The sequence below is a fragment of the Sphingobium sp. ba1 genome (assembly GCF_000743655.1).
Lineage (GTDB): Bacteria > Pseudomonadota > Alphaproteobacteria > Sphingomonadales > Sphingomonadaceae > Sphingobium.
Genome location: NZ_JPPQ01000069.1, coordinates 1,318 through 1,750, shown reverse-complemented (window position 1 = coordinate 1,750; position 433 = coordinate 1,318). Strand labels below are relative to the sequence as shown.

Genomic DNA, 433 nt, shown 5'->3' with positions numbered 1-433 from the left:
CGGCGAGGAGATCACCCAGGAATGGCTCTATCACCTCGGCGTGCCGGTCGAGGACATTCCGCAACTCGCAGCCTCCGGCGCGAGCACCGTTCCCACGATGATGCCCTATATCACCGCCTTCTTCATGCCGCGCCAGGCGGGCGACCGGCCGGACGTGGTGCCGGAGGGCGCGGTCAACTTCGCCTTCATCGGCCAGTTCGCGGAATCGAAACAGCGGGACTGCATCTTCACCACGGAATATTCGGTGAGAACCCCGATGGAGGCCGTCTACACGCTGATGAATGTCGAGCGCGGCGTGCCCGAGGTCTTCAACTCGACCTATGATATCCGTACACTTCTTGCTGCGATCGGTCCGCTGCGGGACGGCAAGGGCATCGATCTTCCCGGGCCGGCCTTCCTGCGCAAGCTGCTGATGAAGAAGCTCGAAGGCACC

General features: G+C 63.0%; 1 protein-coding gene. It reads left to right on the top strand.

Features of this window, described 5'->3' with window-relative positions:
* On the top strand, window positions 1-433 hold a 433-nt coding region (locus tag IL54_RS22635), incomplete at both ends, for an oleate hydratase (protein WP_193378809.1).